This window comes from Pseudomonas monteilii NBRC 103158 = DSM 14164 (genome assembly GCF_000730605.1).
In the GTDB taxonomy this organism is placed as follows: Bacteria; Pseudomonadota; Gammaproteobacteria; order Pseudomonadales; family Pseudomonadaceae; genus Aquipseudomonas; species Aquipseudomonas monteilii.
This window is the reverse complement of the sequence record NZ_BBIS01000010.1, coordinates 15,077-27,593: the sequence shown is the minus strand read 5'-3', so window position 1 is coordinate 27,593 and position 12,517 is coordinate 15,077. Positions and strand designations below refer to the sequence as shown.

The window sequence follows — 12,517 nt, the reverse complement described above, 5'->3', positions numbered from 1 at the left end:
TGTTGGGGTTCGTGCAAAATCACACACAAAAGTCAACCCGCAAAATCGAGCGATTTTCCGGGCTGAACTTCAAGTGATTTCAGCAGCCAAACCGCTCCTGCGGAGGCGACCGAGGCAAGCCCTTCCAGGGCCTTGTTCGGGTATGGGTGTTGCAGGCCAGGCCTGACACCCATCAGCAACAGATTTTGGGCTCAAGCCCAGAACCTTTGACTTCGGCCAGGGAGCGGCGAGCTATTGCCCTTATTCCTGAGTCTGTCCCGAAGTCGGTACGCCCGCGCGGGCGGATGCGCATGCATTGCGCATCCCCGCCGGGGCATCGAGCAAGTGGACGGAACGGTGGGCGCCCCAAAGGCGCCTGAACACTATAGAAACTGTGGAGACACCCACCCATGCAAACCGACACAACTCGCGAGAACCCGCAAGCCAAGGTGCCGCAAGCTGCCGATTCCAACCAGGATCTGGCCGCCACCGCCCCTGGCCAACTGCGCGTGATCAAGCGCAACGGCACTGTCGTCCCTTATACCGACGACAAGATCACCGTGGCCATCACCAAGGCGTTCCTCGCAGTTGAAGGCGGCACCGCTGCCGCTTCGTCGCGCATCCACGACACCGTCGCGCGCCTGACCGAGCAGGTTACCGCCACGTTCAAACGTCGCATGCCATCGGGTGGCACCATCCACATCGAAGAAATCCAGGACCAGGTCGAACTGGCCCTGATGCGCGCCGGCGAGCAGAAAGTCGCCCGTGACTACGTGATCTACCGCGACCAGCGTGCCAAAGAGCGTGCCACCCGCGCCAACACCGATGCCGTGGTCGAGCCGCACCCGTCCATCCGCATCACCCTGGCCGACGGCAGCCTGGCGCCGCTCGACATGGCCCGCCTGAACACCATCATCAGCGAAGCCTGCGAAGGCCTGGCCGAAGTCGATGGCGACCTGATCCAGCGCGAAACCCTGAAGAACCTGTACGACGGCGTGGCCATCAAGGACGTCAACACCGCCCTGGTAATGACCGCCCGTACCCTGGTAGAGCGCGAGCCGAACTACTCGTTCGTCACCGCCCGCCTGCTGATGGACACCCTGCGCGCTGAAGGCCTGGGCTTCCTGAATGTAGCCGACAGCGCCACCCACCACGAAATGGCCGACCTGTACGCCAAGGCTCTGCCGGCCTATGTCGCCAAAGGTATCGAGTTCGAGCTGCTGAACCCTGCCCTGGCCGACTTCGACCTGGAAAAACTGGGCAAGGCGATCAACCACGAGCGCGACCAGCAGTTCACCTACCTGGGCCTGCAGACCCTGTACGACCGCTACTTCATCCACAAGGATGGCGTACGCTTCGAGCTGCCGCAGGTGTTCTTCATGCGTGTGGCCATGGGCCTGGCGCTGGAAGAAAAAGACAAGGAAGCCCGCGCGATCGAGTTCTACAACCTGTTGTCGTCCTTCGACTACATGGCCTCGACCCCGACCCTGTTCAACGCCGGCACCCTGCGCCCGCAGCTGTCCAGCTGCTACCTGACCACCGTGCCGGACGACCTGTCGGGCATCTACCACGCGATCCACGACAACGCCATGCTGTCGAAATTCGCCGGTGGCCTGGGCAACGACTGGACCCCGGTTCGCGCACTGGGCTCCTACATCAAGGGCACCAACGGCAAGTCCCAGGGCGTTGTACCGTTCCTGAAAGTGGTCAACGACACCGCCGTTGCCGTGAACCAGGGTGGCAAGCGCAAGGGCGCCGTGTGTGCCTACCTGGAAACCTGGCACCTGGACATCGAAGAATTCATCGAGCTGCGTAAAAACACCGGTGATGACCGCCGTCGTACCCACGACATGAACACCGCCAACTGGATCCCTGACCTGTTCATGAAGCGCGTCTTCGATGACGGCAAGTGGACCCTGTTCTCGCCTTCGGAAGTGCCAGACCTGCACGACCTGACCGGCAAGGCCTTCGAAGAGCGCTACGAGTACTACGAAGCCCTGACCGAGTACAACAAGATCAAGGTGTTCAAGACCATTCAGGCCAAAGACCTGTGGCGCAAGATGCTGTCGATGCTGTTCGAGACCGGCCACCCGTGGCTGACCTTCAAGGACCCGTGCAACCTGCGTTCGCCGCAGCAGCACGTGGGCGTGGTCCACAGCTCGAACCTGTGCACCGAGATCACCCTGAACACCAACAAGGACGAGATCGCAGTCTGCAACCTGGGCTCGATCAACCTGCCGAACCACATCGTCGACGGCAAGCTGGACACCGCCAAGCTGCAACGCACCGTTAACACCGCCGTGCGCATGCTCGACAACGTGATCGACATCAACTACTACTCGGTGCCGCAAGCGCGTAACTCGAACCTCAAGCACCGCCCTGTCGGCCTGGGCATCATGGGCTTCCAGGACGCTCTGTACCTGCAGCACATCGCCTACGGTTCCGATGCTGCGGTCGAGTTCGCCGACAAGTCGATGGAAGCGGTCAGCTACTTCGCCATCCAGGCTTCTTGCGACCTGGCCGATGAGCGCGGTGCGTACGAGACGTTCCAGGGCTCGCTGTGGTCCAAGGGCATCCTGCCGCTGGATTCGCAACAGATCCTGATCGAGGCCCGTGGCCAGAAGTACATCGACGTCGACCTGAACGAGACCCTGGACTGGGCTCCGGTACGTGCCCGCGTACAAAAAGGTATTCGTAACTCGAACATCATGGCCATCGCGCCAACCGCGACCATCGCCAACATCACTGGCGTTTCGCAGTCGATCGAGCCGACCTACCAGAACCTGTACGTGAAATCGAACCTGTCGGGCGAGTTCACCGTGATCAACCCGTACCTGGTCCGCGACCTGAAAGCCCGTGGCCTGTGGGACTCGGTCATGATCAACGACCTGAAGTACTACGACGGTTCGGTGCAGCAGATCGAGCGTATCCCGCAAGAGCTGAAAGACCTCTACGCCACTGCGTTCGAAGTGGAAACCAAGTGGATTGTCGATGCTGCCTCGCGTCGCCAGAAGTGGATCGACCAGGCTCAGTCGCTGAACCTGTACATCGCTGGCGCTTCGGGCAAGAAGCTGGACGTGACCTACCGCATGGCCTGGTACCGTGGCCTGAAAACCACCTACTACCTCCGTGCCCTGGCCGCGACCAGCACCGAGAAGTCGACCATCAACACCGGCAAGCTCAACGCCGTTTCCAGCGGTGGCGACAGCGCCCCGGTCCAGGCAGCCGGCCCTGCACCAGTGCCGAAGGCCTGCGCGATCGACGAGCCTGACTGCGAAGCCTGCCAGTAAGGCCTGGATGCCGCGCGGGGTGCCCAAGGGTGCCCCGCGCGGCATTTTTGTATCTGCGTCACTGAGAAGCCCTGCCCTTTTCCCGCTGCGTATACGGCTCGGTAAAAGGACTGGACCTCTCTAAAAAGGACGCAAGCCCATGGCGCGGAAAAAAGTGGTAACTCGCAAGATTGGCCGTAACGCAGAAACCGGCCGCTTCACTTCGGTCGAAGCAGCACGCAAGCAGCCCAAGACGCACATTGTCGAAACGCTGCATACCCACCGCAGCTAATGTTGCCGGGCCTCATCGCCGGCAAGCCCGCGCTGAGGCCCGTTTGGCTAACACACCCTTTGAAAAAAACACCATATGATGTGCCTACAAATTTAAACTGGCACAACATATAGGTTGGCGCTACACTCTCCCCCCGTAGACGAACACAGCCATTTCGTGAACGGACGCACGCAAAACCGGTCGAAAAAGTTACCCTCGCCGGCAACACACGCGCCCCGATCGAAGGTGAATTCCGGTATACTTTGCGCCCTCTGAAAAGAGCACCATTCAATTGTCCTGGCCCCTCCCCGAGGCCTGGCCAGGTACAAGCCAGAACACATTTAGATGTTAACGAGAGTCAGCCTCTCCAAGCTGTCCATTCGCCGCTACCGGCCGTGCGTCAGGCATCACATTCTTAAAATCCAACCGGTTGCCCCAGGGCGACCCTCAAGCAGGAGCCAATCACCATGCTGAGCTGGGACGAATTCGACAAGGAAGACGGCGAAGTAGCCGCCAAAGGCAACACCCCTGCGCAGGCCGCTGCCGCCGCCACCCTCGACAAGCTCGACAGCGCCGGTGGTGCCGCCGCCCTGGAAGCCCGTGTAGCCACCGCGTCTGACTCCGAAGCGGTCAAACGTGCCAAGGCCGCCCTCGACGCCCTCGACATCGCCGAAGGCCTGGCCGAGCTGGAAGGTTCCTCTGCCCGCGTTGCGGTAGACGAAAAGCGCATGATCAACTGCCGCGCCGACCTGAACCAGCTGGTACCGTTCAAGTACGACTGGGCCTGGCAGAAGTACCTGGACGGCTGCGCCAACCACTGGATGCCGCAAGAGGTCAACATGACCGCCGACATCGCCCTGTGGAAGAGCCAGGACGGCCTGACCGAAGACGAGCGCCGCATCGTCATGCGCAACCTGGGCTTCTTCTCCACCGCCGACTCGCTGGTTGCCAACAACCTGGCCCTGGCCGTGTACCGCCTGATCACCAACCCGGAGTGCCGCCAGTACATCCTGCGCCAGGCCTTCGAAGAGGCGATCCACACCCACGCCTACCAGTACTGCATCGAGTCGCTGGGCATGGATGAAGGCGAGATCTTCAACATGTACCACGAGATCCCGTCGGTCGCGAAAAAAGCCGCCTGGGGCCTGAAGTACACCCGCGCCATCTCCGACCCGGAATTCAACACCGGCACCGTCGAAACCGACAAAGAGCTGCTGCGCAACCTGATCGCCTACTACTGCGTACTGGAAGGCATCTTCTTCTACTGCGGCTTCACCCAGATCCTGTCCATGGGCCGCCGCAACAAGATGACCGGCGTTGCCGAGCAGTTCCAGTACATCCTGCGTGACGAGTCGATGCACCTGAACTTCGGTATCGACGTGATCAACCAGATCAAGATCGAGAACCCACACCTGTGGGACGCGGCGATGAAGGAAGAAGCGACCCAGATGATCCTGCAAGGGACCCAGCTGGAGATCGAATACGCCCGCGACACCATGCCACGCGGCGTACTGGGCATGAACGCGGCGATGATGGAGGACTACCTCAAGTTCATTGCTAACCGTCGTCTGACCCAGATTGGTTTGAAAGAAGAGTATCCGGGGACTACCAACCCGTTCCCATGGATGAGCGAGATCATGGACTTGAAGAAGGAGAAGAACTTCTTTGAGACGCGGGTGATTGAGTATCAGACGGGTGGGGCGTTGAGCTGGGACTGATTGTCCGGGCTGAGTATCGAGAAGGCTGCCGATTGGCAGCCTTTTTTATTGGCCAACATTTGAGCGGTGTGTGCCCTGCAATTTCAGCATAGGGAATGCCCAATCCCTGAGGTCTATTCAAGCCGCTCAGCAGCCTTTTTGTAAGCTTGGTCCCGTTCACGGCGATCAACAGCAACGACAAAAACCACGATCTCTTGGTCAATGACCTGATAGACCAGCCTGTACCCACTGCTGCGAAGCTTGATTTTGTAGCAATCTGGCAGCGAGTGAAGGCGGTTTGCCTCGACTCGAGGATTGAGCAAGACCTCTGTCAGTTTCTTCTTGAACTGCTCACGCACTGTATCGCCCAGCTTCTTCCACTCTTTCAATGCGCGGCAATCGAAGTCGAGGCTATAGGTCATCCAGCTGAACCCTCACGCGCTGCGGGGAAGCAAGCCTCTCTTGTACAGTGGCAATGAGGTCTTCATCTTCCTCGGTCATCAGGACCGGCCGGAAGGGTAGCTTGCCCCGCTCAGCTACATATTGCAGGGCTTGGCGCATGAGTTCGGAGGGGGTTACACCAAGACGCTCAAGCTCTTTGTAGGCGCGAGCTTTGAGATCGTCGTCGACGCGGATATTGATGGAAGCCATGACCTGGCCCTCACGTAAAGACATTTGTCATTACATTGCACTGATATCGTGGATTCTGCAATGGCGGTTTGTCTGTTGGCAGAAATTCACTTCTGAGCAGCTAGCGCGATTGCTGCAGGAGTGGCCCGGTGTCGCGGAAGGGCTGCGTAGGGCCTTAAACCCTACCACCTGCGCCATTGCCGGGGTCGCGCCCGCTGTTGGAATAGTGCCAGGGACTACCTTAGTCGTAGTATGTCTCTAGAGGGCTCTCGGTAGAGCTTCTGCAGCCAGAATTTTGCCACCTTACCCCTAAATTGCTCAGCCATCAGCCGTTGACAGCCCACCTCCCCTTTGCTAATAATCGCCCACAGTTGTACGACAACACATAACAAAAACAACAATCAGTGGACGAACTCATGTCGACACCCATCCCGCGACACCCACGTCTGTTGCACACCCCTCTTCCCCCGGCCTGCCTGCGTACAACCGCCAGTACCTAGCACCCGGTTACCGCGCATTCACCCCTGGCCCTGACCGGCCCGTTATTTACCCGCCCCTGCCGCAGGCCGCTTGTGCGTGCCCGGTGGACGGGCTGCCACACCCTTCGGGAGCACAACAATAATGAAAATCTGCCAAACCCTGCCCTTCGCCCTGCTTGGCGCCGGGGTCATCGCCGGCCTGCCGGGCACCAGCCTGGCTGCGGGTTTTGTCGAAGACAGCAAGGCCACCCTCGGGCTGCGCAACTTCTACATCAACCGTAACTTCACCAACCCCAGCAACCCGCAAAGCAAGGCCGAGGAATGGACGCAAAGCTTCATTCTCGATGCCCGTTCGGGGTTCACCGAAGGGCCGGTCGGGTTCGGGGTGGATGTGCTGGGGTTGTGGTCGGTCAAGCTCGACGGCGGCGGCGGCACCTATGGCACGGCGTTGCTACCGCGCCACGACGATGGCAAGCCGGCGGATGATTACGGACGTTTGGCAGTCGCCGGCAAGGCGCGTATCTCCAAGACCGAACTGAAGATTGGCGAGTGGATGCCGGTGCTGCCGATTCTGCGTTCGGACGACGGGCGCTCGCTGCCACAGACATTCCGTGGCGGGCAAATCACCTCCAACGAGATTGCCGGGCTGACCCTGTACGGCGGCCAGTTCCGCGGCAACAGCCCGCGCAACGACGCCAGCATGGAGGACATGAGCTACGGCGGTGGCGTGTCGGACCGCTTCAACTTCGTCGGTGGCGAATACAAGTTCAACCAGGACCGTACGCTGGTGGGGCTGTGGAATGCGGTGCTGAAGGATGTGTACCAGCAGCAGTACCTGCAACTGAGCCACAGCCAGCCGGTGGGCGACTGGACCCTGGGCGCCAACCTGGGCTACTTCCATGGCGATGAGGATGGCACCGAACGTGCCGGACAACTGGACAACAAGACCTATTCAGGGATGTTCTCGGCCAAGTACGGCGGCAACACCTTCTGGGTGGGTCTGCAGAAAGTCGATGGTGATACCTGGATGCGGGTCAATGGCACCAGCGGCGGGACCTTGGCCAACGACAGCTACAACTCCAGTTTTGACAATGCCAACGAGCGCTCGTGGCAGGTGAGGCATGACTTCAACTTCGTCACGGTCGGGGTGCCGGGGTTGACCTTGATGAACCGGTATATCAGCGGGCGTGATGTGCATACCGGGTCGGTCACCGATGGCAAGGAGTGGGTGCGCGAGACGGAGCTGGCGTATGTGATTCAGAGCGGGGCGTTCAAGGATTTGAGTGTGAAGTGGCGTAACTCGTCGATTCGGCGGGATTACAGCAATAACGAGTTTGATGAGAACCGGTTGATCTTCAACTATCCGCTATCGCTGCTCTGATCAAGACCTGCGGCTGGATGGCACGGGCTTCGTCCGTGTTCGCGGGTTTACCGCGAAGAGGCCGGCAAAAGAGACGCAGGCCTCATTGACAACACCCGAACCCACCGCCAATAATCACCGAAGTCATACGACAACCTACAACAATCAACAACAAGAGCCGGCCATGACCCCTACTCCCCTCAATCGCCTGCTGCTCACCGGAGCCGCAGGCGGCCTGGGCAAGGTCCTTCGCGAACGCCTGCAAGGCTACGCCGAGGTCCTGCGCCTTTCCGACATCAGCCCCATGGCACCTGCTGCAGGCCCGCATGAAGAAGTGATCACCTGCGACCTGGCCGACAAGGCGGCTGTACATGCCCTGGTCGAAGGCGTTGACGCCATCATCCACTTCGGCGGCGTGTCCACCGAGCATTCCTTCGAAGACATCCTCGGCCCCAACATCTGCGGCGTATTCCATGTCTATGAGGCGGCACGCAAGCATGGGGTGAAGCGCATCATCTTCGCCAGCTCCAACCACACCATCGGTTTCTATCGCCAGGATGAGCGCATCGACGCCCACGCCCCGCGCCGCCCCGACAGCTACTACGGGCTGTCCAAGTGCTACGGCGAAGATGTGGCCAGTTTCTACTTCGACCGCTACGGCATCGAGACCGTCAGCATCCGTATTGGCTCGTCGTTCCCGCAACCCCAAAACCCACGCATGCTCTGCACCTGGCTGAGCTATGACGACCTGATGCAACTGATCGAGCGCGGGCTGTTCACGCCAAACGTTGGCCACACCATCGTCTACGGCGCCTCCGACAACCGCACCGTGTGGTGGGACAACCGCCATGCCGAGCACCTGGGCTATGTGCCCAAGGACAGCTCCGAAGCCTTCCGCGCCGCCGTCGAAGCCCAGCCGGCGCCCGCCGCCGATGACCCGAGCATGGTCTACCAGGGCGGCGCCTTCGCCGTGGCCGGCCCGTTCAACTGACCCCACGCACGCCAGGAGGCACGGCCATGAACTGCGAACTGATCGTCGACGCCCGCAACGGCACTGGCGAAAGCCCCGTGTGGCACGCCGCTGAACAGGCCCTGTACTGGGTCGACATTCCCGCCCGCCAACTGCACCGCTGGCACGCGGCCGATGGCAAGCACCAGGTCTGGCAGGGCGACGAGATGCTGGCCTGCATCGCCCGCAGCAGCCAAGGCTGGGTTGCCGGCATGGAAAGCGGCATCTTCCAGCTTCAGGCCAAGGCCGACGGCAGCCTGGACAGCCGGCTGCTCAGCAGCGTGGCACATGCCCAGGCAGGCATGCGTTTCAACGATGGCCGCTGTGATCGCCAGGGCCGCTTCTGGGCCGGCACCATGCTGCTGGACATGCAGCAAGGTGCCCACGTGGGCGCGCTGTACCGGCATGACGGCGAAGGCCATCTGCACCTGCAGCAGGACGGCATGATCGTGCCCAACGGCCTGGCTTTCAGCCCCGACGGCGCACGCATGTACCTCTCCGACTCGCACCCCAACGTGCAGAAAGTCTGGGCCTTCGACTACGACACCGACAGCGGCACGCCGCGCAACAAGCGGCTGTTCGTCGACATGCGCGGCTACCCCGGCCGCCCCGACGGCGCGGCTATCGACCAGGACGGCTGCTACTGGGTTTGCGGCAACGATGCTGGGCAGATCCACCGTTTCACCCCCGATGGCCGCCTGGACCGCTCACTCAACGTACCGGTGAAAAAGCCGGCGATGTGCGCCTTCGGCGGCGCCAACCTGGACACCCTTTACGTCACCTCGATCCGCCCTGCGGGCATCGACCTCAGCGACCAGCCGCTGGCTGGCGGGGTGTTTGCCCTCAACCCTGGCACCAAAGGCCTGGAGGAGCCTGCCTACCGGGGCTGAAGGCCCCTTGCCGTACCCACACTTGCACGGCCGAAACCAGATAATAAAAACCACGGAGTTTCATCATGACGTTCAAACGCAAGCTGCTTCTTGCCGTACTCCCCTTCGCCTTCAGCGTGGCCATGCCCGCCTCGGCACTGGACATCAAGTTCGCCGAAATCCACCCGGCCGGCTATCCCACCGTGGTGGCCGAGCAGAACATGGGCAAAAAACTTGAAGCAGCCAGCAATGGCGATATCACCTTCAAGATGTTCGCCGGCGGCGTGCTGGGCTCGGAAAAGGAAGTGATCGAACAGGCGCAGATCGGTGCCGTACAAATGACCCGCGTCAGCCTGGGAATCGTCGGCCCGGTAGTGCCGGATGTAAACGTGTTCAACATGCCGTTCGTGTTCCGCGACCATGAGCACATGCGCAAGATCATCGACGGAGACATCGGCCAGGAGATCCTCGACAAGATCACCAACTCCGACTTCAACCTGGTGGCCCTGGCCTGGATGGATGGCGGCTCGCGCAGCATCTACACCAAGAAGCCCGTACGCAGCCTTGAAGACCTCAAGGGCATGAAGATTCGCGTTCAGGGCAACCCGCTGTTCATCGACATGATGAACGCCATGGGCGGCAACGGCATCGCCATGGACACCGGGGAAATCTTCAGCGCCCTGCAAACCGGCGTGATCGATGGCGCCGAGAACAACCCGCCGACCCTGCTCGAACACAACCACTACCAGAACGCCAAGTACTACACCCTGACCGGCCACCTGATCCTGCCGGAGCCGGTGGTGATGTCCAAGACCACCTGGAACAAGCTCACCCCCGAACAGCAGGCGCTGGTGAAGAAGGTCGCGCGTGAGGCGCAGATGGAAGAGCGCGCGCTGTGGGACGCCAAGTCCGCCGCGAGTGAAGAGAAGCTCAAGGCCGCCGGTGTCGAGTTCATCACCGTCGACAAGAAGCCGTTCTACGACGCCACCGCCTCGGTGCGTGAAAAATACGGCGCGCAGTACGCCGACCTGATGAAGCGCATCGACGCCGTCCAGTAACAGCGGCCCCTTTCTGAACGACCTCGGCAGCGCGGCGCCCGTCGCCCTGCCGCTTTGGTGATGCCCATGAAAAACCTTGTCCTGCGTGTGAACGACACGCTGTACCGCAGCTGCATCTGGGTCGCCGGCCTGTCGATCCTGGCGATGTCGCTGATCATCCCTTGGGGCATATTCGCCCGCTACGTGCTCGGCACTGGCGCCAGCTGGCCGGAGCCGGTGGCCATCCTGCTGATGGTGGTGTTCACCTTCGTCGGTGCCGCCGCCAGCTACCGCGCCGGGGCGCACATGGCGGTGGCAATGATTACCGATCGCCTGCCACCGCTGCAGCGCCAGCTGGTCGCGCTGCTGGTGCAGGTGCTGATGATTCTGGTGTGCGTATTCATGACCTACTACGGCACCAAGTTGTGCATCACCACCTGGAACCAGTTTCTGGCGTCGCTGCCGGGTGTACGGGTGGGCATGACGTATGCGCCGATCCCGGTGGGGGGCGTGCTGACCTTGGTCTTCGTGCTGGAAAAACTTCTGCTCGGCGACCAGAGCCATCGCAAGGTGGTGCGTTTCGACCACGTAGAAGAAAGCGAAGGAGTGGCGTAAATGGATGCGTTCATTCTGTTGGGCAGTTTCGTTGCGCTCATCCTGCTGGGCATGCCGGTGGCCTATGCCCTGGGCCTGTCGGCGTTGATCGGTGCCTGGTGGATCGACATCCCGCTGCAGGCGATGATGATCCAGGTGGCCAGTGGGGTTAACAAGTTCTCGCTACTGGCCATTCCGTTCTTCGTGCTGGCCGGTGCGATCATGGCCGAAGGCGGTATGTCACGCCGGCTGGTGGCCTTTGCCGGGGTGCTGGTGGGCTTCGTGCGTGGCGGGCTGTCGCTGGTCAACATCATGGCTTCGACCTTCTTCGGCGCGATTTCGGGCTCGTCGGTGGCCGACACGGCCTCGGTGGGCTCGGTGCTGATCCCGGAGATGGAGCGCAAGGGCTATCCGCGCGAGTTCTCCACCGCCGTGACCGTCAGCGGCTCGGTGCAGGCGCTACTGACCCCACCCAGCCACAACTCGGTCCTGTACTCGCTGGCCGCTGGCGGCTCGGTGTCGATCGCCTCGCTGTTCATGGCCGGGGTGATGCCGGGGCTGCTGCTTAGCGCGGTCATGATGGGCCTGTGCCTGCTGTTCGCGAAAAAGCGCAACTACCCCAAGGGCGAAGTGATCCCGCTGCGCCAGGCGCTGAAAATTGCCGGTGAGGCGCTGTGGGGCCTGATGGCCATGGTGATCATCCTTGGCGGCATCCTGTCGGGCGTGTTCACCGCGACCGAATCGGCAGCCGTGGCGGTGGTGTGGTCGTTCTTCGTGACCATGTTCATCTACCGCGACTACAAGTGGCGCGACCTGCCCAAGCTGATGCACCGCACGGTTCGCACCATCTCCATCGTGATGATCCTGATCGGCTTTGCCGCCAGCTTCGGCTACGTGATGACGCTGATGCAGATCCCGTCGAAGATCACCACGGCGTTCCTGACCCTGTCGGACAACCGCTACGTGATCCTGATGTGCATCAACTTCATGTTGCTGCTGCTGGGCACGGTGATGGACATGGCGCCGCTGATCCTGATCCTCACACCGATCCTGCTGCCGGTCATCACCGGTATCGGCGTGGACCCGGTGCACTTCGGCATGATCATGCTGGTGAACTTAGGGATAGGCTTGATCACCCCGCCGGTGGGGGCGGTGCTGTTCGTGGGCTCGGCCATCGGCAAGGTGAGCATCGAGTCGACGGTGAAGGCGCTGCTGCCGTTCTACCTGGCGCTGTTCCTGGTGCTGATGGCGGTGACCTACATTCCGGCCATTTCCCTTTGGCTGCCTAGCGTGGTGCTTTAACTGAAACCGGGGCCGCCTTGC

Annotated in this window: 11 protein-coding genes; 9 read left to right on the top strand and 2 right to left on the bottom strand. The window is 61.2% G+C overall.

The features are described 5' to 3' along the window. Window positions 1-389 precede the first annotated feature (389 nt). The 3 genes from PM2_RS05600 to PM2_RS05595 all read left to right on the top strand — a co-directional run bounded on the left by PM2_RS05600 (window position 390) and on the right by PM2_RS05595 (window position 5,237). Window positions 390-3,269 (top strand): ribonucleoside-diphosphate reductase subunit alpha, encoded by a 2,880-nt coding sequence (locus tag PM2_RS05600; protein ID WP_016712029.1) that lies wholly within the window; start codon window positions 390-392, stop codon window positions 3,267-3,269. A 139-nt stretch (window positions 3,270-3,408) separates the two neighbouring features. Then, the gene (locus tag PM2_RS31780) at window positions 3,409-3,540 is read left to right on the top strand and encodes a hypothetical protein (protein ID WP_016712030.1); all 132 of its coding nucleotides are present in this window, start codon (window positions 3,409-3,411) and stop codon (window positions 3,538-3,540) included. A 446-nt stretch (window positions 3,541-3,986) separates the two neighbouring features. Continuing rightward, window positions 3,987-5,237, top strand: coding sequence for a ribonucleotide-diphosphate reductase subunit beta (locus tag PM2_RS05595; protein WP_016712031.1), 1,251 nt, complete (start codon window positions 3,987-3,989; stop codon window positions 5,235-5,237). 113 nt (window positions 5,238-5,350) lie between these two features. On the opposite strand, the gene PM2_RS05590 is transcribed toward PM2_RS05595, so the two are convergent. Continuing rightward, entirely contained in the window at window positions 5,351-5,638 is a 288-nt protein-coding gene (locus PM2_RS05590; protein WP_028700127.1) for a type II toxin-antitoxin system RelE family toxin, read from the bottom strand. Next, window positions 5,628-5,867, bottom strand: a complete 240-nt coding sequence (locus PM2_RS05585; RefSeq protein ID WP_028700126.1) for a type II toxin-antitoxin system RelB/DinJ family antitoxin — start codon at window positions 5,865-5,867, stop codon at window positions 5,628-5,630. The genes PM2_RS05590 and PM2_RS05585 overlap by 11 nt, the downstream gene beginning before the upstream one ends. A gap of 600 nt (window positions 5,868-6,467) precedes the next feature. Between PM2_RS05585 and PM2_RS05580 the strand changes: the two genes are divergently transcribed. From PM2_RS05580 to PM2_RS05555, 6 genes are all read left to right on the top strand, one after another. Then, the gene (locus PM2_RS05580; RefSeq protein ID WP_016712034.1) at window positions 6,468-7,706 is read left to right on the top strand and encodes an OprD family porin; all 1,239 of its coding nucleotides are present in this window, start codon (window positions 6,468-6,470) and stop codon (window positions 7,704-7,706) included. Between the two features lie 163 nt (window positions 7,707-7,869). Then, window positions 7,870-8,676, top strand: coding sequence for an NAD-dependent epimerase/dehydratase family protein (locus PM2_RS05575; RefSeq protein WP_028700125.1), 807 nt, complete (start codon window positions 7,870-7,872; stop codon window positions 8,674-8,676). A gap of 26 nt (window positions 8,677-8,702) precedes the next feature. Then, complete coding sequence (locus PM2_RS05570; protein ID WP_028700124.1) at window positions 8,703-9,584, top strand: glucurono-1,5-lactonase; 882 nt, start codon at window positions 8,703-8,705, stop codon at window positions 9,582-9,584. A 65-nt stretch (window positions 9,585-9,649) separates the two neighbouring features. Beyond that, window positions 9,650-10,621 carry a TRAP transporter substrate-binding protein gene (locus PM2_RS05565; protein WP_019098126.1) on the top strand — a complete coding sequence of 324 codons (972 nt, stop codon included), beginning with the start codon at window positions 9,650-9,652 and terminating at the stop codon, window positions 10,619-10,621. A 66-nt stretch (window positions 10,622-10,687) separates the two neighbouring features. Further along, window positions 10,688-11,215 carry a TRAP transporter small permease gene (locus tag PM2_RS05560; RefSeq protein WP_016712038.1) on the top strand — a complete coding sequence of 176 codons (528 nt, stop codon included), beginning with the start codon at window positions 10,688-10,690 and terminating at the stop codon, window positions 11,213-11,215. Continuing rightward, a complete protein-coding gene (locus PM2_RS05555) occupies window positions 11,216-12,496 on the top strand; it encodes a TRAP transporter large permease (RefSeq protein ID WP_016712039.1) in 1,281 nt (426 codons plus the stop codon). Window positions 12,497-12,517: the final 21 nt, after the last annotated feature.

Coding starts and splice junctions, on each gene's coding strand:
- PM2_RS05600 (WP_016712029.1), top strand. CDS start 390: ATGCAAACCGACACAACTCGCGAGAACCCGCAAGCCAAGGTGCCGCAA.
- PM2_RS31780 (WP_016712030.1), top strand. CDS start 3,409: ATGGCGCGGAAAAAAGTGGTAACTCGCAAGATTGGCCGTAACGCAGAA.
- PM2_RS05595 (WP_016712031.1), top strand. CDS start 3,987: ATGCTGAGCTGGGACGAATTCGACAAGGAAGACGGCGAAGTAGCCGCC.
- PM2_RS05590 (WP_028700127.1), bottom strand. CDS start 5,638: ATGACCTATAGCCTCGACTTCGATTGCCGCGCATTGAAAGAGTGGAAG.
- PM2_RS05585 (WP_028700126.1), bottom strand. CDS start 5,867: ATGGCTTCCATCAATATCCGCGTCGACGACGATCTCAAAGCTCGCGCC.
- PM2_RS05580 (WP_016712034.1), top strand. CDS start 6,468: ATGAAAATCTGCCAAACCCTGCCCTTCGCCCTGCTTGGCGCCGGGGTC.
- PM2_RS05575 (WP_028700125.1), top strand. CDS start 7,870: ATGACCCCTACTCCCCTCAATCGCCTGCTGCTCACCGGAGCCGCAGGC.
- PM2_RS05570 (WP_028700124.1), top strand. CDS start 8,703: ATGAACTGCGAACTGATCGTCGACGCCCGCAACGGCACTGGCGAAAGC.
- PM2_RS05565 (WP_019098126.1), top strand. CDS start 9,650: ATGACGTTCAAACGCAAGCTGCTTCTTGCCGTACTCCCCTTCGCCTTC.
- PM2_RS05560 (WP_016712038.1), top strand. CDS start 10,688: ATGAAAAACCTTGTCCTGCGTGTGAACGACACGCTGTACCGCAGCTGC.
- PM2_RS05555 (WP_016712039.1), top strand. CDS start 11,216: ATGGATGCGTTCATTCTGTTGGGCAGTTTCGTTGCGCTCATCCTGCTG.